The sequence below is a fragment of the Arthrobacter ipis genome (assembly GCF_014694315.1).
GTDB classification, from domain to species: Bacteria; Actinomycetota; Actinomycetes; order Actinomycetales; family Micrococcaceae; genus Arthrobacter; species Arthrobacter ipis.
The window spans coordinates 885,765-904,585 of the sequence record NZ_JAAOXD010000001.1; the positions used below are offsets into that span (position 1 = coordinate 885,765).

15 protein-coding genes and 1 tRNA gene are annotated in these 18,821 nt (G+C 65.9%); 4 read left to right on the forward strand and 12 right to left on the reverse strand.

Annotated elements, in window-relative coordinates; all coding sequences use genetic code 11:
• Positions 1-27: 27 nt before the first annotated feature.
• The gene (gene polA, locus G9E11_RS04235) at positions 28-2,664 is read right to left on the reverse strand and encodes a DNA polymerase I (RefSeq protein WP_246468738.1); all 2,637 of its coding nucleotides are present in this window, start codon (positions 2,662-2,664) and stop codon (positions 28-30) included.
• A 178-nt stretch (positions 2,665-2,842) separates the two neighbouring features.
• Between polA and G9E11_RS04240 the strand changes: the two genes are divergently transcribed.
• Positions 2,843-3,409, forward strand: a complete 567-nt coding sequence (locus G9E11_RS04240; protein WP_311764289.1) for a hotdog fold thioesterase — start codon at positions 2,843-2,845, stop codon at positions 3,407-3,409.
• A gap of 12 nt (positions 3,410-3,421) precedes the next feature.
• Here the strand turns inward: G9E11_RS04240 and G9E11_RS04245 are convergent, their stop codons facing one another.
• The 4 genes from G9E11_RS04245 to G9E11_RS04260 form a co-directional block, all read right to left on the reverse strand.
• Positions 3,422-3,970: a dihydrofolate reductase family protein gene (locus tag G9E11_RS04245; RefSeq protein WP_190603163.1), complete on the reverse strand. Its 549-nt coding sequence runs from the start codon at positions 3,968-3,970 to the stop codon at positions 3,422-3,424.
• A 144-nt stretch (positions 3,971-4,114) separates the two neighbouring features.
• Positions 4,115-4,336 (reverse strand): hypothetical protein, encoded by a 222-nt coding sequence (locus G9E11_RS04250; RefSeq protein WP_190603165.1) that lies wholly within the window; start codon positions 4,334-4,336, stop codon positions 4,115-4,117.
• A complete protein-coding gene (locus G9E11_RS04255) occupies positions 4,333-5,562 on the reverse strand; it encodes an inorganic phosphate transporter (protein ID WP_190603167.1) in 1,230 nt (409 codons plus the stop codon). Before G9E11_RS04255 ends, G9E11_RS04250 begins: the two co-directional genes overlap by 4 nt.
• Before the next feature lie 187 nt (positions 5,563-5,749).
• The gene (locus G9E11_RS04260; RefSeq protein WP_311764290.1) at positions 5,750-6,313 is read right to left on the reverse strand and encodes an HAD domain-containing protein; all 564 of its coding nucleotides are present in this window, start codon (positions 6,311-6,313) and stop codon (positions 5,750-5,752) included.
• A gap of 177 nt (positions 6,314-6,490) precedes the next feature.
• Here G9E11_RS04260 and G9E11_RS04265 point away from each other — a divergent pair, with 177 nt between their 5' ends.
• Positions 6,491-8,932 (forward strand): phosphoketolase family protein, encoded by a 2,442-nt coding sequence (locus G9E11_RS04265; protein ID WP_190603169.1) that lies wholly within the window; start codon positions 6,491-6,493, stop codon positions 8,930-8,932.
• Positions 8,933-8,990: 58 nt separating this feature from the next.
• On the opposite strand, the gene G9E11_RS04270 is transcribed toward G9E11_RS04265, so the two are convergent.
• The 5 genes from G9E11_RS04270 to G9E11_RS21450 form a co-directional block, all read right to left on the reverse strand.
• Positions 8,991-9,422: a VOC family protein gene (locus G9E11_RS04270; RefSeq protein WP_111902595.1), complete on the reverse strand. Its 432-nt coding sequence runs from the start codon at positions 9,420-9,422 to the stop codon at positions 8,991-8,993.
• A gap of 128 nt (positions 9,423-9,550) precedes the next feature.
• Positions 9,551-10,225 (reverse strand): response regulator, encoded by a 675-nt coding sequence (locus tag G9E11_RS04275; RefSeq protein WP_190603171.1) that lies wholly within the window; start codon positions 10,223-10,225, stop codon positions 9,551-9,553.
• Complete coding sequence (locus tag G9E11_RS04280) at positions 10,222-11,613, reverse strand: sensor histidine kinase (RefSeq protein ID WP_311764291.1); 1,392 nt, start codon at positions 11,611-11,613, stop codon at positions 10,222-10,224. The genes G9E11_RS04275 and G9E11_RS04280 overlap by 4 nt, the downstream gene beginning before the upstream one ends.
• A gap of 210 nt (positions 11,614-11,823) precedes the next feature.
• Entirely contained in the window at positions 11,824-12,474 is a 651-nt protein-coding gene (locus G9E11_RS04285; RefSeq protein WP_190603174.1) for a response regulator, read from the reverse strand.
• A complete protein-coding gene (locus tag G9E11_RS21450) occupies positions 12,471-14,249 on the reverse strand; it encodes an ATP-binding protein (RefSeq protein WP_190603175.1) in 1,779 nt (592 codons plus the stop codon). Before G9E11_RS21450 ends, G9E11_RS04285 begins: the two co-directional genes overlap by 4 nt.
• 506 nt (positions 14,250-14,755) lie before the next feature.
• Between G9E11_RS21450 and G9E11_RS04295 the strand changes: the two genes are divergently transcribed.
• Positions 14,756-15,208, forward strand: a complete 453-nt coding sequence (locus G9E11_RS04295) for a hemopexin repeat-containing protein (RefSeq protein ID WP_190603177.1) — start codon at positions 14,756-14,758, stop codon at positions 15,206-15,208.
• Between the two features lie 1,026 nt (positions 15,209-16,234).
• Here the strand turns inward: G9E11_RS04295 and G9E11_RS04300 are convergent.
• Positions 16,235-16,316: transfer RNA gene (locus G9E11_RS04300), tRNA-Leu, on the reverse strand.
• 197 nt (positions 16,317-16,513) lie between these two features.
• Here G9E11_RS04300 and G9E11_RS04305 point away from each other — a divergent pair.
• The gene (locus G9E11_RS04305) at positions 16,514-17,119 is read left to right on the forward strand and encodes an ANTAR domain-containing response regulator (protein ID WP_003800911.1); all 606 of its coding nucleotides are present in this window, start codon (positions 16,514-16,516) and stop codon (positions 17,117-17,119) included.
• 144 nt (positions 17,120-17,263) lie between these two features.
• On the opposite strand, the gene pyk is transcribed toward G9E11_RS04305, so the two are convergent.
• Positions 17,264-18,781 carry a pyruvate kinase gene (pyk, locus tag G9E11_RS04310; RefSeq protein ID WP_190603179.1) on the reverse strand — a complete coding sequence of 506 codons (1,518 nt, stop codon included), beginning with the start codon at positions 18,779-18,781 and terminating at the stop codon, positions 17,264-17,266.
• Positions 18,782-18,821: the final 40 nt, after the last annotated feature.

Below are 18,821 nucleotides of genomic sequence, written 5' to 3' on the forward strand. Positions count from 1 at the left end.
CGCGGCGGCCGGCCCCGGCCGCTAAGGCTAGTGCCCGGCGTCGTACCAGCTGGTGCCGACGCCGATCTGGACTTCCAGCGGCACGCTGAGTTCCGCGGCGGCGGCCATCTGCTCCGTAACGAGCTTTTCGACTGCCTCCCGTTCGCCGTTGGCCACTTCCAGCACCAGTTCGTCATGGACCTGCAAAAGCATGCGTGACTTGAGCCCCTGCGCGGCCAGTTCCGAGTGCACGCCCAGCATGGCGCGCTTGATGATGTCCGCCGCGGAGCCCTGGATGGGCGAGTTCAGGGCGATGCGTTCGGCGTTCTCCCGCAGCTGCCGGTCCGTGCTGGTGAGGTCCGGCAGGTAGCGGCGCCGGCCCTCGATCGTGGCCGTGTAGCCGTCCACCCTGGCCTGGTCCACCACGCCGCGGAGGTAGTCCCGCACGGCACCGAACCGGTCGAAGTAGTCCTTCATGAGGTTCCTGGCCTCGTCCACCGAGATCTCGAGCTGCTTGGACAGCCCGAAGGACGTCAGCCCGTAGGCCAGGCCGTAGGACATGGCCTTGACCTTGGATCGCATCGCGCTGGTCACCTCGGCCGGCGGCACGTGGAAGATGGACGAGCCGACGAAGCGGTGCAGGTCCTCCCCCTCGCGGTAGGCCTCGATCAGGCCGGCGTCCCCGGACAGGTGCGCCATGATGCGCATCTCGATCTGCGAGTAGTCCGCGGACAGCAGGCACTCGTAGCCGTCGCTGACCACGAAGATGCCGCGCACGCGGCGGCCCTCCTCGCTGCGGATCGGGATGTTCTGCAGGTTCGGGTTGTTGGACGAGATGCGCCCGGTGGCGGCCACGTTCTGGGCGTAGGTGGTGTGGATGCGGCCGTCCTCCGCCACGGATTTCTTGAGCGTTTCCACCATCTGCCGCAGCTTCGCCGATTCGCGGTGGGCCATGAGCTGGACCAGGAATTCATGCCCGGTTTTCTCCAGCAGGTTCTTCAGCGATGCGGCGTCCGTGGTGTAACCGGACTTGATCTTCTTGGTCTTGGGCAGTTGCAGCTCCTCGAAGAGGACCGTCTGCAGCTGCTTCGGCGAACCGAGGTTCACCTCGTGGCCGATCGCGGCGAACGCCCGTTCCTGGGCATCGTCGATCACCCTGGCCAGGTCCGCCAGTTGTTCGTCCATCAGCTCCATGGAGACGGCGATGCCGGTCTTCTCCATGTCCGCGAGGACTCGGGCCACCGGCAGCTCCAGCGTGGCCAGCAGGTCCTCGGCCTTGCGGTCCCTCAGTTCCGATTCGAAGAACCGGCTCAGTTTATGGACGACGGCGGCCACCTGGACCAGCGCTCCGGAGGCCGCGGCGTCGTCGTCGAAGGCCAGCTCCAGCTGGCCCGCCTTGGCGGCCTCGGGGGTGATGTGGATGTTCAGGTGGAACTGGGCCAGTTCGGCCAGTTCGTACGTGCGGCGGTCGGGCTGGATGAGGTAGCCGGAGATGGAGGTGTCATCCACCACGCCTTCCAGGCCGAACCCGCGGTTGGCCAGCGCCTTCAGCGCAGCCTTGTAGCCATGCATCACCTTCGGGGATCCCGCGTCCCGGAGCCACTGGGCCAGCACATTTTCGGCGTCGGCGTCCAGCGCGGTGAGGTCCACGTAGGCGGCGGCATCGTCCCGCACGATGGCGACCGCGTCCGCGTCCTCGCCGATCCGGCCGGGCAGCACGTCTACTGCGAGGGCGGACCGGTGACCGGCCCCTGCTTGGAGGAAGGCCCGGAGCGAGTCCGCGTCGGTCAGCGCGGCGAAGTCCCTGGCCTCCAGGGGCTCGCGCTCCGGCGCAGGCGCTTCGCTCGCGTACAGATCAAAGAGGCGGGTGCGGATCGTTTTGAATTCGAGCTCGTCGAAGAGCTCCTCGACGGCCTTCTGGTCCGGCCGCGGATCAGCCAGCTCGTCCAGCGTCACCGGGAGGTCAAGGTCGGTGTGGAGCCGGTTCAGCTTGCGGTTGCGCTTGACCGCGTCCACGTTGTCCCGCAGCGCGTCCCCCACCTTCCCGCCGATGGCGTCGAGGTGTTCCAGCACGCCTTCGAGGCCGCCGTAGAGGTTGATCCACTTGGCTGCCGTTTTGGGTCCGACTCCCGGGACGCCCGGCAGGTTGTCAGCGGTCTCCCCCACCAGGGCGGCGAGGTCCGAATACCGGGAGGGGCTGACGAAGTACTTCGCCTCGATGGCGGCGGCATCCATGCGCGGGATGTCGCTGACGCCCTTCCTCGGGTACAGCACGAAGACGTTGTCCGTGATGAGCTGGAACGCGTCGCGGTCACCGGACACGAGCAGGACTTCAAAACCGGCCTTTTCACCCATGGCTGCGAGCGTGGCCAGGATGTCGTCCGCTTCGTAACCGGGCATCTTGATGGTCTTGATGCCCCAGGCGCCCATGACCTGATCGATTAGGTCGATCTGGCCACTCATTTCGCGGGGCGTCTCGTTGCGGCCGCCCTTGTACTCGCTGTACTCGGCCTTGCGGTGAGTGGTGTCGTCCGAGACGTCGAAAGCGACCGCGACGTGGGTGGGCTTCTGTTCCTTGATCAGGTTAATGAGCATGGACGTGAAGCCGTGGATAGCGTTGGTGTGCTGGCCCCGGGCGGTGGAGAACTTGTCAGCCGGGAGGGCAAAGAAAGCCCGGAAGGCCATGGAGTGCCCGTCCAGGACCAGAAGCCGGGGCTGCTCCGTCAGGGGAACGACGGGTGCCTCGGTGGCCGACACCGACGGGGCGTCAGGCGAGGACACCGCGATGTCCTGAAGGGTCTGGGTTGTGGACGGAATTGGGGCCGGTTTGGTTGTTTCACTCACAGGTGCCAGCCTAGTTGCCATGATGGACAATTTCACGCCGGGCCCTGCCGGTGAGGCCAGTCCCGCAGAGGCCGGCGCGGCGGCGGAAGCGCGCTCTGCCGTCGAAACGCCTGCGGCGGTTGGGACGCCCGGTGCGGTGGAGGCCGCGGCCGAAGCCGACTTTCGGGAAGAGCTGTTTGAGGCCGGCGTCCCCGAGCACCTGCACGACTGGCTCGCCGGGTACGGCATCGGCGCCCTCGTGGTGAAGATGGGGATCCGGTTCCTGGAGATGAGCCCTGAACGGTGCGTTGCCACGATGCCGGTGGAGGGGAATACGCAGGTGGCCGGGATCCTGCACGGCGGCGCGCATGTGGTGCTGGCCGAGACCCTGGGATCGTTTGCCGCCGGGATGCACGCCGGTCCCGGCCGCCAGGCGCTGGGCATCGAGGTGGGAGCCACGCACCACCGCGCGGTGTCCGCGGGCACGGTCACCGGAACGTGCACGGCCATCCACCTGGGCCGCACGCTGACCACTCACGAAATCGTGATGACCGACGAACAGGGGCGCCGGTTGTCCACGGCGCGCATCACCAACCTCATCCGGTAGCGGCAGAAGAGACTAGCGCCCAGGCCAGCGGTACCGGAGCTCCACGATCCCCCGCCCCTGGGGCCGCGCCTCCTGAAACTCCAGTGGCGCCGTCGGGCCCTGGGCGAGGGGAAGCAGCCGTTTTCCGCTTCCGAGCACCACCGGGATGACCGAGACAATCAGTTCGTCCAGGAGACCGGCGCCGGCGAACTGGGCGGCGAGCTCGCCGCCGCCCACCACCCAGATGTTTTGGCCGGCAGCGTCGCGCCAGAGGTCGTCAATGAATTCTGTCACCTCGCCGCGCACGAACGTGATGTCAGCTCCCGGCGGGGCGCTGAACTCGTGGTGGGTGAAGATCCAGCAGGGCGTGCCGGGGTAAGGCCAGTTGCCGGGTTCATGCTCTATCAGCCACTCGTAGGTGGTTCCACCCATGACGATGCAGCCGACGCCGGCCATGAAGGCGTCGTAGCTTTCCTTGCCGCCTCCGAAGCCGTCGAACTGCAGCAGCCAGGCAAGGTCGTCGTCTGCCGTGGCGATGAAGCCGTCGAGGGAGGACGCAGCGTAATACTGGACACTGGGCATGGACCCAGCCTAGCCACTCCGCTTCAGCGTTCCCAGAGCGTCACAGGGGCCCGGAGCGGCCAGGGTTCCCAGAGCAGCACGGGGTTCCCAGAGCAGCACGAGGCGGCGCAGTTCCATAGGCGGTCCGTCGCCGGACCCGCCCGGTTAGCCGCTGAAGTACGGAATGATCAGGTACAGCCCGAACATCACGGCGATGGCGCAGAGTCCAAAGCAGACGTAGGAGAGGTATTTGACCCACGCCGGCGCGGCGACCTGGCGGTCACCGGCGATGGCGGTCAGCCGGACGCCGAGGGAATAGAGGACCACTACGGTCACGGCGGCGACGAGTGTGGCGCCGGCTACGGTGAGGAGTTCCAACCACTTCATCGCTGCGGGCCCTTCAGGTTTTTGTTCTTGGCGCGCTCGGCGGCGCGTGCCCTGGCGAGGGCCTTCTTCTTCGCGAAGCGGACTGCCTGCCCGGCCTCTTCGACCTCGACGGCGTTGTGGTGGCCCACTTGGGATTTGCGGGATACCAGGAACATGTACAGCACGGCGCCGATGCCGGCCACTGCCGCGATGACCACGCCGACGACCCCGGTCTTGACCAGCAGCGCGGTCAGAGCACCGACAATGCCTGCGGCGGGCAGCGTGAAGAGCCAGCCGAGGGCGATGCGCCCCACCATGCCCCAGCGCACCGTGGTGCCCCTGCGGCCCATGCCGGAACCGATCACTGAACCGGAGGCCACCTGGGTGGTGGACAGGGCAAAGCCAAGGTGCGAGGAGGCCAGGATGGCGGAAGCTGTGCTCGACTCGGCCGCGAAGCCCTGGGCGGGCTTGACCTCCGTGAGTCCGGCGCCCATGGTCCTGATGATGCGCCAGCCGCCGGCGTACGTTCCGACAGCGATGGCGAGTGCGCACGCCGTGATCACCCACAGCTGCGGGCCGGAGCCCGGCTGCTGCGTTCCTGCCGAGATGAGGACCAGGGTGATGATGCCCATGGTCTTCTGGGCATCGTTGGTGCCGTGCGCCAGGGCCACGAGGCTGGAGGTGAACACCTGGCCCGTCCGGAAACCGCCGCGCTTCTGGGTGAGCTTGCTGCCCGTCTCCGGATCATGGCGGGCCGTGAGCGCGTAGGCGATGCGGGTGCAGATGTAGGCCACAAGCCCGGCGATGACCGGGGCGAAGATGGCGGGCAGAATGACCTTCTGCAGCAGCGTCTCAAGATTGACGGCGTGGAATCCGATGCCGATGATCGCGGCACCGATGAGGCCCCCGAAGAGTGCATGGGATGAACTGGACGGCAGTCCCTTGAGCCAGGTGATCATGTTCCACAGAACGGCGCCCATGAGGCCGGCAAAAATAATGTCCGGGGTGATCTGGACCCCGCCCGACCCCTCGCGGATGATGCCGCCCGAGACCGTTTTCGCGACTTCCGTGGACAGGAAGGCCCCGACAAGGTTCAGGGCCGCCGCGAGGGCAACCGCAGTCTTCGGCTTGATGGCACCGGTGGCGATGGGCGTGGCCATCGCGTTCGCGGTGTCATGGAACCCGTTCGTGAAGTCGAAAAATAACGCCAGCGCAATGACCAGCGCCACCATGAAGGTGATGTCCACCTGTTGCCCAATCTGCAGAGTCTACGTACAGCAGTTCCACTCCCCTGCCTGCACTGCACAGCATAGTTCACCCGCTGTTTAAGAAAACGTCTGGGGGTGGGGGTAGCGGAGCTGCAGAGCGGGCTTGAAACCTTATCGATGGTACGCGTCCTGCAGACGAGGTCAAACCTGGACCGCCCATACTCAGTCACACCTGCCGGTCCGGGGGCCGGGAGAAGGCCCGAATGGCCTCCAGCTGGCGCGGCGACAGTCCAGTCCGGGGGTCCGGCGAGACCAGCAAGGCACGGCGGCCAAGGATCCGTGCCCAAGCCTGCGCCCGGCCTTCAAATGCGAGCTGGTCGTCCACCCAGATGATCCGCTCCGGCGTGTTCCTGCCCACATCCGCCTGAATGGCTTCCAGCTTCCACCATTCCGCGCCGCTGCCCGCCCCGTCCGAGGTAAGCACCGGCCACGTGCTGCCCCTCAGGCCGGTAACCGGGCAGAGGACGGCGGGCGCCAGTTCCTCCCAGCTGGTGAGCCAGACGCAGCGGAGTCCGGGCTGCAGAGACAGCCGGTTCAGGGCCGCCACCAGCTCCGCCGCATAGGCAACTTCCAGCATCCCGGCGAAGGTGTAACGCCAGGCCGAGCCCCACGGCGTGGTGCCCGTCGGGCCGAACGGGCACACCACGCCGTCGACATCGAGGTAGAGGGTCACCTTGTTCCCGGTGTCTCCCTTTAGCCCGGTGTCCCCATTCGGTTCGGCAATTCCCACGGCGTTCCTCCCACGCTGGCAACGCTACGGAACGCCGGCCGGGCCGGGCAAGGCCTCCGGAAAACACGAGGCCCAACTGCCGGTCCCGCAGCCCTGCAGTGGATCTGAGGGCGGCCAAAACGCCCGGGGTAGACTGTGCCCGTCAGCGCTGGAGCGGGATCCGACGGAAGGCAATCCATGGGCATGGCCGGGGCAAACGGGGAAATTTCGGAAGGCGAACTGGACCTCCTCCACCGCTACTGGAGCGCGGCGAACTACCTGACGGTGGCCCAGATCTACCTCCAGGACAATGCACTGCTTCGGGAGCCGCTGCGGCCGGAGCACATCAAGCCGAGGCTGCTGGGCCACTGGGGCACCGGCCCCGGGCTGTCGCTGATCTACGCCCACCTGAACCGGCTGATCCGGAATACATCCGCCGAGGTCCTGTTCATCGCCGGTCCCGGCCACGGCGGACCGTCGGTGGTGGCGAACGTCTACCTCGAGGGCACCTACTCCGAGATCTACCCTGAGATCAGCCGCGACGCCGCCGGGCTGCGCCGGCTGGCACGGCAGTTTTCGACGCCGGGCGGTGTGGGCAGCCATGTGGGCCCGGCCACCCCCGGGTCCATCCACGAAGGCGGCGAGCTGGGCTACTCGCTGATGCACGCCACCGGCGCGGTGATGGACAACCCGGATCTCATCGCGGCCTGTGTGGTGGGCGACGGCGAGGCCGAGACCGGCCCGTTGGCCGCCTCTTGGACGGCGCCGTTCTTCCTCAACCCCGCGCGGGACGGCGCGGTCCTGCCCATCCTGCACCTCAACGGGGCCAAGATTTCCGGCCCTACAGTCCTGGCACGCCGCCCCGACGCGGACGTCGAGGCACTGCTAAGCGCCAACGGCTGGGAACCCGTTACCGTGTCCGGCGACCAGCCCGAGAAGGTCCACCGTGCCCTGGCCGTTGCCCTGGACAACGCGTATGCCACCATCCGGGACATGCAGCAGGCCGCCCGGGGCGCCGGTTCCGGCTCTTCCGGCTCCGGCAGTAACCGGCCGACGGCGGCGCGCTGGCCGGCGATCATCCTGCGGACCCCCAAGGGCTGGACCGGACCGGAGTCCGTGGACGGCACCCGGGTGGAAGGCACGTTCCGTGCGCACCAGGTTCCCCTGTCAGGTGTCAGGGACAACCCGGAGCACCTGGCGCTGCTGGAGCAATGGATGCGTTCCTACCAGCCCGAATCCCTGTTCGACGACGACGGCCGGCTCCTCCCGGAACTGGCCGCTTTGGCGCCCGAAGGCAGGCTCCGGATGGGGGCGGCGCCGTGGGCCAACGGCCAGCCGTCCGTCCCGCTGGACATTCCGGACCTTGCCCAGTACGCCGTCGACCCGCGCCAGCCCGGTTCGACCAGCATCGAAACCACCAAGCCGCTGGGCGAACTGTTCCGTGACCTCTACACCGGAACGGAGGACAACCCGCGGTTCCGGCTGTTCTGCCCGGACGAAACCAACAGCAACAGGCTGGGCGCCGTGTTCGAGGCCACCGACCGTTGCCTGATGCTGCCGGGGACCGACGGGGAGAGCGACGGCGACGACCATGTCTCTCCGGACGGCCGCGTCATGGAGGTGCTCTCCGAGCACCTGTGCCAGGGGTGGCTGGAAGGCTACCTGCTGACCGGGCGGCACGGGTTCTTCGCCAGCTATGAGGCCTTCGCCATGGTCAGCGCCTCCATGACCGTCCAGCACGCCAAGTGGCTGCAGCACGCCCGGGAGCTGGAGTGGCGCTCGCCGGTGCCGAGCCTGAACATCCTGCTGACCTCCACCTGCTGGCGCAACGACCACAACGGCTTCAGCCACCAGGGCCCGGGGCTGATCGACACCGTGCTGTCCCTGTCCGGCGAGGTGACGAGGATCTACCTGCCGCCGGACACCAACACGCTGCTGGCGGCGGCAGAACACGCCCTGCTCAGCAAGGATTACGTGAACCTGGTCGTCGTCGACAAGCAGTCGCACCCCCAGTACCTGACCCTGGCGGAAGCCCGCGCGCATGCCGAGGCCGGCGCCTCCCGCTGGGAGTGGGCCGGCAACGAGGTCGGCAGCAGCACAGAACCGGATGTCGTCCTCGCGTGCGCCGGCGACATCCCCACCGAGGAGGCGCTCGCGGCGGCCTGGCTGCTGCAGCGCCACGTTCCCGATGCCATCGTGCGCGTGGTGAACGTCATGGACGCCATGGTGCTTCCGCCGCGCGACGTGCACCCGCACGGGCTCGACGACGGGACGTTCACTTCGCTGTTCACTGACACCTGCGAGGTGGTCGTGGCATGGCACGGCTACGCCCGCTCGTTCCACCAGCTCCTGCACGGCCGGCCGAACCCGGACCGGTTCCACGTCCGCGGCTACAGCCAGCAGGGCACCACCACCACGCCGTTCGACATGGTGGTGGTCAACCGGATGAGCCGCTACCACCTGGCGCTGGAGGCACTACGCCGGATGCCGCGGCAGTTCGACGGCGCGGAGGCTTTGGCCGATCACTGCAACCAGCAGCTGGACGCCCATGCTGAATACATCCGGGAGCACTTCGAGGACCTGCCCGGCATCCGCGAGTGGGTATGGTCGCCGCCTGGTTCCTCCCCACCCGCGCCCTAACCTCGCAAGCTCGGCCAGGGAACCCTGCGGGCGTGGGCCCCGTTCCTGGCGTTACCCGCTAGGGAGCCGGCGCTGCCGAGGCTCCGCTGACGTTCACCAGCCATGCGATGCCGAACTTGTCGGTGCACATGCCGAAGATGTCGCCCCATGGGGCCTTCTCCATCGGGACGGTGACGGTGCCGCCGTCGCCGGACAGTTTGTCGTAATAGCCGCGAAGTTCCGCCTCGTCGTCGCCGCTGAGAGATACGGAGATGTTGTTCCCCGGCGAATAGTCCATGGAGTTGGGGGTGTCGGCCCCCATGAGCACGAGCCCCTTCTCCGAGGTCAGCATCCCGTGCATGATCTTGTCCGACTCAGCAGGATCTTCACTGGCGTGGAACTCCCCGAAGGTGCTGAGTGCCAGGTCGCCGCCGAATACCGACTGGTAGAAGGTCATGGCGTCCCGGGCGGTGTCACGGAAGCTGAGGTACGGGTTGAGCAGGGTGGACACGATCTGTTCTCCTTCGGCTGTACGTGTGGCGCCCGGTGTGTGCGGCGCCCGGCTCTACACATGTTGCCCGAATCCGGCCTCCCTTCATAGGGGTTCACGGAAGTTCACGGGACGTCCATAAGGGCAGGTCAGGGCCGGAAGCGGTAGCCGATGCCGGCCTCGGTCAGCAGATGGCGCGGGTTCCCTGTGTCCGCCTCCAGCTTGCGCCGGAGCTGCGCCATGTACACCCGGAGGTAGTTGGCTTCCTTCTCATAGGCGGGTCCCCAGACGGTGGCCAGGATCTGCTGCTGGGTGATGAGCTTGCCCGGGTTCCGCACCAGGAGTTCAAGGATGCTCCACTCCGTGGGAGTGAGCCGGACAGGCTCACCGTTCCGGGTAACCATCCGCCGCCCCAGGTCCACGCTGAACTCCGCGGTGTCCACAGTGGACGGCTCGGCGGCTTCCGGCGCGCGCCGCAGGAGTGCACGGAGCCGGGCCAGGAGTTCCTCCAGTCCGAAGGGCTTGGTGATGTAATCGTCCGCGCCCGCGTCGAGGGCGTCCACCTTGTCCGATGAACCGTGCCGGGCCGAGAGCACCAGGACCGGGGCGGAGCTCCAGCGGCGGAGTTCCCTGAGGACCGCCGCGCCGTCCATGTCCGGCAGTCCGAGGTCAAGGACAACAATCCCGGGCGGATTGCGGGAGGCAGCAATCAGTGCGGCCTCGCCGTCCGCGGCCGTCTCCACGGTGTAGCCGTGCGCCTGCAGCGTGATCCGCAGCGCCTTCAGCAGATGCTGGTCATCATCCACGACGAGGACGCCCGTCACTGGGCAGTCTCCTGTGGAGATACGGCAGGTGAAACGCCGGGAACTGAAACGCCGGGAACGGCGGCGGGTGCCCCGCCGCCGGCCCCGGTTGGGTCATGCCCCGTTGACAGTGGAAGCCGGATCACCATGGTGAGTCCCCCGCCGGGTGTTTCCTCTGCCGCCAGGCTGCCGCCCATGGCCGAGACGAACCCCCTTGCGACGGCCAGTCCGAGGCCCACGCCGGTGGACTGGGATACATCATCAAGGCGCTGGAACGGCCGGAACATCGCGGGCACGTTCCGGCCGGGCACACCGCGTCCGTGGTCGATGATGCGCAGTTCACCCGCCGGGTGGCCGTTGAGGATGGTGCGGCTGAGCCCGCCCGCCGCCGCCGTCACCTTGACGTCGGAGGCCGGGGCGTACTTGACCGCGTTTTCCGCGATGTTGGCGATGACGCGCTCCAGCAGGACTGCGTCGGCGTCGACGGCGGGAAGGTTCGGCGGCAGTTCCACCCGCACGCTTCCCGCCGGAAGGCCTCGGAGAGCGGGGGGCACAACATCGAGCCACCGAACGGGTTTCAGCAGGGGCCGGACTGAGTCGGCAGTGATCCTGGACATGTCCAGGAGGTTGCCCACCAGGGCGTCCAGCCGGTCCGAGCATTCGTCGATGGTTTCCAACAGCTCCTGTTTTTCCTCGGGGGGATAGGTGACGGCGGTCTGCAGGAGACCGCCGACGGCGAGTTTGATTCCGGCCAGCGGCGTGCGGAGGTCGTGCGAGACCGCACGCAGGATGGCAGTGCGCATGGTGTTTCCCTCGGCAAGCCGCAGCACCTCGAGGCGGCTGGCGGCCAGCTGCTGACGCTCCAGCTGGGCCAGTACGTGCGCGGCGAAGGCGCCCAGCAGGCTGCTGTCGGCAGCCGGCACGGTCCTGCCGAACAGCACCAGCCAGGTGCCGTCGTCGACCGGTTCCACGGTGTGCCCGGCGAAATCGGTGCCTTCCCGTTCTTGCTCCGTCAGCTCGCCCGCCCTCGCTAGCAGCCGCGCGCCGGGACCGGCGCCGGACGCGGGGTCGAATGCGGGCCCGCTAAAGAGAGCGGCGCCGCGGACCCCGAAGACGTCCAGCGCCTGTTCCAGAAGGCTGCCCACCGTATCCTCGGCGCGGGTGGCGCCGCCCATGTTCCAGATGCCGCTGAGAGACTCCGGCCGGGCCTCCGGATACCGGAGGTAGACCAGGTGTTGCCCTTGCTTAGTGAGCCTGTCGGAGGTCTGTTTCAGGCGCTTCACGGTGAAGTACCAGATCAGAGCAGTCGTGATCGACCCCATCGTGGCGTTGAAGAGAGCATCATCCAGCCGGCCCCCGATGACAAGGCTGATGGCGAAGCCCGTGCCCCAACAGAGGGCAAGAGCCACCGCAATCACTAAAACGGGGTGTTCACTGCCCCACTTCCTCATGGGGCAATACTAGGGGCGGGAGCGGTGATGCTGCCCAGGATAGACGCTGCCCATCGGCCGCCGCCAAACGGGCCTGTAGCCTCTATTCGAGAAAAGTGAAGAAGCTCTTCGGGTAGTCGGCGCCGAAGGCCTTCCTCCGGAGTGGGGCGGGAAGACGGGGCATGGTCTTCAGGGCTGGTGTTTGAGGAAGGCCCGGGTGGCTAGGACACGGGAGTTTTCGTCGGGGGAAGGGTGAATGTCGAGGGCGCGCAAGACCGCAGCGACATGCACCTCCACGGTCCGCACGGAAAGGTGAAGTTGGCGGGCGATGGCGAGGTTGGATCTCCCTTCGGCGATATGTGCGAGGACCTCGCGTTCGCGGGTGGTGAGGCGGCTGAGGGCGGTGTTTGACCGCATGAGCGACGCAACGACGGTGGGGTCCAAGGCGATGCCCCCGTCTGCCACTTCCTCGATGGCCTCGATGAGGCGATCGACGGTGCTGACGCGGTCCTTGAGGAGGTAACCGACGCTGGAGGGGATGACGGCTATGAGTTCTCGCGCCCACGCGGCCTCAGCGTATGTCGAGAGCATGAGGATGCTGAGATCAGAATGGCGCTTACGCAGTGCTATCGCGGCCCGGATGCCTTCGTCCGTGTAGGTGGGGGGCATCCGGATATCGAGGATGGCGACGTCCACGGAGTGTTCTTCCAGCTGCTTCTGCAGGGTTCGCACGTCACCTGCCGATGCGACGACGTGGACTCCAGCTGCTGTCAACAGAGCGGCCAGCCCCGCGCGAAAGATACCGGAGTCATCGGCAAGAGCGACCCGTAGACCGCTCATGGCACACCCAGGGCGGTAGAGGCGTGCACGGATGATCGGATCACTATCATCGTCGGTCCTCCTTCAGGGCTGGTGATCGTCACTCCCCCGCCGACCGCCGCCAGGCGGTCCCTCAGCCCGGCAAGACCACCCCCCGGGACAGGACGCGCCCCGCCGGCTCCTTCATCGACGACGGTGACGGTCACCTGGTGCCCATCGCAGGCGGCCGTGATCTTCACGGGCCTGCTCCCGTACTTGATGGCGTTGGACAATGCCTCGGCCGCGGCGAAATAACACGTCGTTCGGACGGTCTCGTCCAGGCACGCAAAGGACGGCTCCGTTGATTCGAGGACGAATTCGCAGTCATCCCACCGGTCGACCATGGCGCGCAGCCCTCCGGGGAGTCCTCCGTGCCCGAGTGCTACCGGGTGGATGCCACGGGCCAGCCGGCGCAACTCGGCCAGAGCTTCTTTGAGTTGGCTCTGGGCTTGGTCGATGACGTCGGTGCTCTCGGTGAGGTTGTACGCAAGCTGTGCCAGGGACAGGGTTGTCGAGACGGCGAGCAGGTGTTGCTGCACCCCATCGTGCAGGGCGCGCTCCAACTCTATGCGTTGCGTGACGCCGTCAGTTACGATTCGCTTGCGCGATTCGGCCAAGTCCTTCGCGTAGGCGTCTCGCTCCACGGCGAGGCGCGCGGCCTGGAGAACCAGCTGGGTGGCCGAGAGAGCGATGGCCGTCTGGATGGGATCCTCGAGCACGACCTCATCGAGGTCCGCTAAAGCGCTGGCTTGACCCTGCTCATTATCGAGAACCCTCAGCACCCGTCCACGGGCGGATGCGGGGCTCGCCGGGGCGCCGCGGGCATCCAGCAACGTCCCGGCGAGGTCGTAGTACAGCCGCGCGGTCGGGTCGCCGAGCACGCGGCGTAGTGCCGCTTCGACCCCCAAGGCGTCCCCGGCCGTTGCGACCATGATTTCGACCACCCTCGGGCGTTGCGCGAACGACCAATAGACCGATCCGACGGTTAGCAGCACGGCCACGATCGCCAGCGCGGCATGTCCGGTCTCAATCCAGGCCCGGCCTTCCCAGTCGATCCGCTTGGTGTCGACCAGGACGCGGGCGACCTCCCGGCTCCCCAGACCCACGGCGAGAAGGATTCCTGCCGCGGCGACGAGTCGCGACCGCGGCGCCAGGGATCCTTTCGCTAACCGCCACCGCCGCCACATGACGTGGACAGTCCAGATTCCCACCACCATGGAGCCCGCGCTTCCAATGGATGCTGCGATCGACGCTCCCGGTTCGAAGTCCACAAGAGTCATCCAAAGGTTGTGGTATTGCGCCTGGGCATGGGGGTCGGGGCTAAAAAGCGCCGCTGAGACGAGCCAGGGCACGACGGCCCACACCCACGTGACGCGCAGGAGCACTGTCGCCGATCGGCCACGCGGTCCAGGAGCGGGGTAACTGAGCAGCACCCGCAAGAACAACGGCGCCACCAACCACTGGGCGACAAAACCCACCTGGAACCAGTAGCCGATATCGGCGATCGGCTCGGACAACAGGTAACCCGTCGCGCTGGCCACACCAGCAAGAACGAGGTGCGTGGCATTCCACCGGTGTTCGGGCACACGCAGGAGGGCGAACCCGGCAGCGTAGACCACCAGCTGGAACACTACGTTCGGCACGACCCACCAACCGCCCACCGCAACCGTAAAGGGGGCCGGAACGACCCCGACGACAGCAGCAGCCACCAGTAGCCATGGGCCCCATTTCCGCGCCATGCCGTTGTTGGCGATCACGCTCTCTATTGTGCCGGGTGTGCCAGCGGAACACCTACGTGCTGGCACTGATCTAAGTTACGTGAAGACCCGAATGTGCGACGCCCAATGGCTTCCTAACCTTGAGACATACCCAGGAAAGGCCACTGCAACCAAAAGGCTCCCGGGTATCAACCCAGGAAAAAGGTCAAGGCCATGCTGAAGGTGGGAGAAATCGTCGTCGGCGGCACCGAGCCTACTCCTAGGTTCTTTTATTCCTGAAAAGAGCACGCTATGGCGCCTTTGATGCCCCCACATCGACTAACAGAGTGGGAAGTCGCAGAAGCGCCCCGCGCCTACCACGTCACGAGGAACACGCAATGAATACACGAGATTTTTCAAACGACACAGCTCATCCGGCCCCGCCCAGCGGCCTTTCCCGGCGCCATCTGTTTGCAACCGGCGCCGTGCTGGGGCTGAGCTCCGCAATTGCCGTCAGCGGTGGGCAAGCGGCGGACGCAGACACGTTGGGCGCCCTGGTCCCTGACATGAGCAGGAAGAGCGACCGGATCGACGCCGCCGTGAACTGGGGCAACGGCAAGGTGTACTTCTTCCGCGGATCGCAGTACATCCGGTACGACATCGCCGCCGACCGCGTCGACCCCGGCTACCCCAAGCCCATCAAGGGCTACTGGCCCGGGCTGTGGAGCGACCGGATCGACGCCGCCGTGAACTGGGGCAACGGCAAGGTGTATTTCTTCCGCGGATCGCGGTACGTCCGTTACGACATCGCCGCCGACCGCGTCGACCCCGGCTACCCGAAGCCCATCAAGGGCTACTGGCCCGGGCTGTGGAGCGACCGGATCGACGCCGCCGTGAACTGGGGCAACGGCAAGGTGTATTTCTTCCGCGGATCGCAGTACGTCCGTTACGACATCGCCGCCGACCGCGTCGACCCCGGCTACCCCAAACCCATCAAGGGCTACTGGCCCGGGCTGTGAGGGACCGTCACAGAGCCCAGGCCAGCCGAAGGAGGCGGAGGTTGCGGTAGACACTGGGCGACTGGCCTGGCACTTCTTACCGGCAGAACATCGAAGCCTCCCCGATGCAGGCTCAACGAGACTCCTTGTATCCTTAGCCACACAAGACACGTGGCCTGCAGTGGTGCGACATGAGGCGATCACAGAACGACGCCATTTGTCGGCAAAAAGCAGATGTTCTTGAGGGAGCAAGCGGTGTGGCGTTAGATCACCCCCCAACCGGACGTCGGCCGGCCAGTCAAAAGCCGTCAGAATAGAGGTGCCCAGTCCTCATTGCTGACGCACCCTTGCGAAGATCCTAGGTTTCAACCTGACGCTTCTGGCTTGTTCCCGGCACCGGGCGACGGCGAGAGTCACGTGCGGGTTTGGGTCGCTGAGGCTGTGTCGGTGCATCACCGTTCCGTCATGTTGTCATTCAGCAGGTTGGTCATGAAGGAATATGAAAGACCAGCCAAGCGGATACGTCACTTCCGGACGTCGCGCCAAAAAAACTTCACTTCATCATGCAGTAGACGCCGAAGGTAACCATGAACAGGCAACGACGCTAAAACCAGAGATGCAGGAATGAAAGAGGGGTGGGCTTCATGAGCCAAATGCACGGCAACACCGGCTACCAGTCGGCCACGGTAATGCGCCCCAGAGCATCTTCCGGAGTCTGCCAGAACCGATGCTCGAACAGCTGGGCACAAGTCATGTCGCCCTCCCCCGGACCCACCATGAAAAAGCAGAACATCCACCGAACCCAGAAGGAGAAACCTGTGACCCAACGGCCAAGAAAAGAATCCCGACCGGAAATCTTCTCAGGTCATGTTGCCCCAGCCAGTTACGCCCATGAACGGGTAACAAGCACCAAGACCACCGAGCAAGGAACGGAGGCGGAGGCAGGCCACAGCACCGGCCACCAATGAAAAAGGCCCCCGAAGGGGCCCTAACAACACAAATTCTCCACACTCAGAGGCTAAAAAGCCCCTGAACAGGGAAAACACGTGCCCGAGGTGGGACTCGAACCCACACACCTTTCGATACCGCATTTTGAGTGCGGCGCGTCTGCCAATTCCGCCACTCGGGCGCGGAGTAACAATCGTAGGCTCACAGCGAAGTGTGATCAACGCAGCCACTACCAGTGCGCGGAATTACTCTACATGCAGATAGGCTAAAAGCCAGAATCGCGCCACCGCCGTCGCAACAAGCCATGCCGATCCAAGTACAAGCGCGGGGCCCAACTAAGATAGTCATAGTCCCGCCGTACCTTTTCAAGGAGATCCCGTGTCAGAACCGACGGAGTCAAACAAAACGTCCCAGCCGGCGCGCCGCGTAGTTGTGGCCGAAGACGAAACCCTCATCCGCCTGGACATCATCGAAATCCTGCGCGGCGAAGGCTACGACGTCATCGGCGAGGCCGACAACGGCGAGAAGGCCGTGCAGCTGGCCGAGGAGCTCAAGCCGGACCTGGTCCTGATGGACGTCAAGATGCCCGTCATGGACGGCATCTCCGCAGCCGAGAAGATCGTCAAGGCGCGCATCGCCCCCGTGGTGCTGCTGACCGCCTTCAGCCAGAAGGAACTCGTGGAGCGCGCCCGCGACGCCGGCGCCATGGCCTACGTGGTGAAGCCCTTCACCCCTGCCGACCTGATCCCCGCCCTGGAGATCGCGCTGTCCCGCCACGAGGAGATCAAAGCCCTCGAAAGCGAGGTCACCGACCTGCAGGAGCAGTTCGCCACGCGCAAGCTCGTGGAACGCGCCAAGAGCCTGCTGACCACCAAGATGGGCCTGACGGAGCCGGAAGCCTTCCGCTGGATCCAGAAGACCTCGATGGACCGCCGCCTCAGCATGCGCGAAGTGGCCGAGACCATCATCAACCAGGTCAACTAACGCCAGAAGCAACAAAGAGGAAGGACCCCGGCAACGCGCCGGGGTCCTTCTGCTTTCCCCCATACCAGGGAACGAGAAACAAAAAAGGGGAGGACCCCCGCCACCAGTGAACTGATGGCGGGGATCCTCCCTCTCAGAATTTAGCTACTCAGCCGGAGCTGCAGCTTTGTCCTTGTTCTTCTTCTTCTTTTCCGGCCACGGGCCGAGCTTTTCCCGCTTGCCGGCGGCTTCGCCGAGGCGCGTGGTGTCGGCGAGGTCGCCCACCTTGTGGACCTTCAGCGAGTTGGTGGAACCGGCTTTTCCGGGAGGGGATCCGGCAGCAATGACCACGAGGTCGCCGTCTTCCACCAGTCCCATGTCCAGCAGGCTGCGGTCCACCTGTGCGGTCATTTCATCCGTGTGGCCTACTGTGGCAACGAGCTGCGGCTGGATGCCCCAGGTCAGTGCCAGCTGGTTCCACACGTGCTCCACCGGAGTGAACGCGAAGACCGGCTTGATCGGGCGGAGGCGGGACAGGCGGCGAGCCGAGTCACCGGACTGCGTGAACGTACAGATGTACTTGGCGTCCAGCTGGTCCGCGATTTCGACGGCGGCACGGGTGATGGCGCCACCGCGGGTCTTGGGCTTGGTGCCCAGCGGGGGGACGCGCTCCAGGCCGTGCTCCTCGGTGGACTCGATGATCCGGGCCATGGTCTTGACCGTCTCGATCGGGAACTTGCCCACGCTGGTCTCGCCGGACAGCATGACCGCGTCAGCGCCGTCGAGCACGGCGTTGGCGCAGTCAGAGGCCTCCGCACGGGTCGGGCGCGGGTTGTCGATCATCGACTCAAGCACCTGGGTGGCCACGATGACCGGCTTGGCCCAGCGGCGTGCCAGTTCGATGGCGCGCTTCTGCACGATCGGCACTTCCTCCAGCGGAAGCTCCACGCCGAGGTCGCCACGGGCCACCATGATCGCGTCGAACGCGTCGATGATCTCGTGGAGCTGCTCCACGGCCTGGGGCTTCTCGATCTTGGCGATCACCGGAACGCGGCGGCCTTCCTCGTCCATGATCTCGTGGACCCGCTTGATGTCAGCGGCGTCACGGACGAAGGACAGGGCAACGAGGTCCACGCCGCGGCGCATCGCCCAGCGCAGGTCGTCCTCGTCCTTTTCGCTCAGCGCGGGGACGTTGACGGCGACACCCGGGAGGTTGATGCCCTTGTTGTTGGACACGAACCCGCCGACGGTCACCTTGGCGACCACCTTGACGTCGTCCACCTCGATGGCGCGCAGCGCAACCTTGCCGTCGTCGATCAGCAGGGCATCGCCCGGGTTGACGTCCTCGGTAAGGCTCTTGAGCGTGGTGGAGCAGATCTCCTTGGTGCCGGGAACGTCCTCGGTGGTGATCGTGAAGATGTCCCCCACCGCCAGCTCGTGGGGACCGTCGACAAAGCGGCCCAGGCGGATCTTCGGGCCCTGCAGGTCGGCCATGATGGCCACGGCCTTGCCCAGATCGGACGCGGCCTTGCGGACGTTTTCATAGGTGTTGTCATGCACGGAGTAGTCGCCGTGGCTCATGTTCATACGGGCTACATCAACGCCGGCTTCCAGCACCGCAAGGGTGTTTTCATAGCTGGCAATGGCCGGTCCGAAGGTGGCCACAATTTTTGCGCGTCTCATATACCTACCCTATTTGTCACTTGCATTGGTTAAGTTGTCG

Excerpts from the sequence above, each read along its gene's own strand:
- polA (WP_246468738.1), bottom strand. The coding sequence starts at position 2,664 with ATGGCCTTCCGGGCTTTCTTTGCCCTCCCGGCTGACAAGTTCTCCACC.
- G9E11_RS04240 (WP_311764289.1), top strand. The coding sequence starts at position 2,843 with ATGATGGACAATTTCACGCCGGGCCCTGCCGGTGAGGCCAGTCCCGCA.
- G9E11_RS04245 (WP_190603163.1), bottom strand. The coding sequence starts at position 3,970 with ATGCCCAGTGTCCAGTATTACGCTGCGTCCTCCCTCGACGGCTTCATC.
- G9E11_RS04250 (WP_190603165.1), bottom strand. The coding sequence starts at position 4,336 with ATGAAGTGGTTGGAACTCCTCACCGTAGCCGGCGCCACACTCGTCGCC.
- G9E11_RS04265 (WP_190603169.1), top strand. The coding sequence starts at position 6,491 with ATGGGCATGGCCGGGGCAAACGGGGAAATTTCGGAAGGCGAACTGGAC.
- G9E11_RS04285 (WP_190603174.1), bottom strand. The coding sequence starts at position 12,474 with ATGAGCGGTCTACGGGTCGCTCTTGCCGATGACTCCGGTATCTTTCGC.
- G9E11_RS04295 (WP_190603177.1), top strand. The coding sequence starts at position 14,756 with ATGAGCAGGAAGAGCGACCGGATCGACGCCGCCGTGAACTGGGGCAAC.
- pyk (WP_190603179.1), bottom strand. The coding sequence starts at position 18,781 with ATGAGACGCGCAAAAATTGTGGCCACCTTCGGACCGGCCATTGCCAGC.